The organism is Streptomyces sp. CNQ329, from assembly GCF_000482585.1.
This window is the reverse complement of the sequence record NZ_AXVU01000154.1, coordinates 1-1,050: the sequence shown is the minus strand read 5'-3', so window position 1 is coordinate 1,050 and position 1,050 is coordinate 1. Positions and strand designations below refer to the sequence as shown.

At 75.6% G+C, this 1,050-nt stretch carries 2 protein-coding genes; one reads left to right on the top strand and one right to left on the bottom strand.

The window, feature by feature from the left end; genetic code table 11:
- The coding region (locus I003_RS0129505) for a glutamate ligase domain-containing protein (RefSeq protein WP_027774716.1) at positions 1-554 on the top strand (554 nt) is incomplete at its 5' end.
- Between the two features lie 53 nt (positions 555-607).
- Here I003_RS0129505 and I003_RS0129500 read toward each other — a convergent pair.
- Positions 608-1,050, bottom strand: a 443-nt coding sequence (locus I003_RS0129500) for a peptidoglycan bridge formation glycyltransferase FemA/FemB family protein (RefSeq protein WP_027774715.1), incomplete at its 5' end; no start/stop codon positions are given.

Sequence of the window (1,050 nt, the reverse complement as noted above, 5' to 3'; positions counted from 1 at the left end):
CCCTGGCGACCGCCGACGCCTCCGCTCGCGTCACGCTGCCGCTCGTCGGCGCCCACCAGGCGCTGAACGCGTCCGCCGCCGCCGCGGCGGGGCTGGCGGCCGGGCTTCCCCTGGAAGCCGCCGCGTCGGCGCTGGCCACCGCATCGCTGTCGAAGTGGCGCCTGGAGCTGCGTGCCCTCGCCGGTGGCGCGACCCTGCTCGACGACTCGTACAACGCCAACCCCGACTCCACCCGCGCCGCCCTGGACGCGCTGGCGGCGATCGGGGCCCGGCGCCGCATCGCCGTCCTCGGCGAGATGCTGGAGCTGGGTGAGGAGAGCGAAGCCGAACACCGCGCCGTCGGCGCGTACGCCGCCTCCCGGGCCGACCTGGTACTTGCGGTCGGCGAGGCCGCACGGCCCCTCGCCGAAGGCTTCGGAGAGCGGGCCGTGGCGCTGGCCGACAACACCGCCGCCGTCGACTGGCTGCGCGGCAACCTCGTGGCGGGCGACGTGGTCCTGGTCAAGGCTTCCCGCGGCGCCCGCCTCGACGAGGTCGCCGCCGCGCTCACGTAGCCGGGCGGGGCGGGCGGGGCGCGCCGGGCCGTCCGCCGCGCCGGGCCGTCGTCTCACTTCCGCCCGCGCCGCCTCGCGGACTCGCGCCGCCTCAGATAGAGGTCGAATGCCCGGTAGATCACCGGCCGCAGCGGCAGATCCCACTCGCCGACGTACCGCACGGCCTGACCGCCGGTGCCCGCCTTGAACTGGATCAGCCCGACGTGCGGGTCCCCGGCATCCAGGGTGGGGGTGATGCCGCGCAGGTCGTAGACATCGCAGCCGGCGGCCAGCGAGTCTCGGATCATCGCCCACTGGCAGGCGTTGGAGCCGCGCACCTCGCGCTTGACTGTGGAGGAGGCGCCGTAGGCGTACACCGCGTGCGTGCCTACGCGGACCAGGATGGCGGCGGCGACCAGGTCGCCCCGGTGGCGGGCCAGATAGAGCCTGATACGTGCGGGGTCCTCGGCGCTCAGCGCCGCGGACATCGTCACGAAGTAGCGCAGCGGCCGGGGGG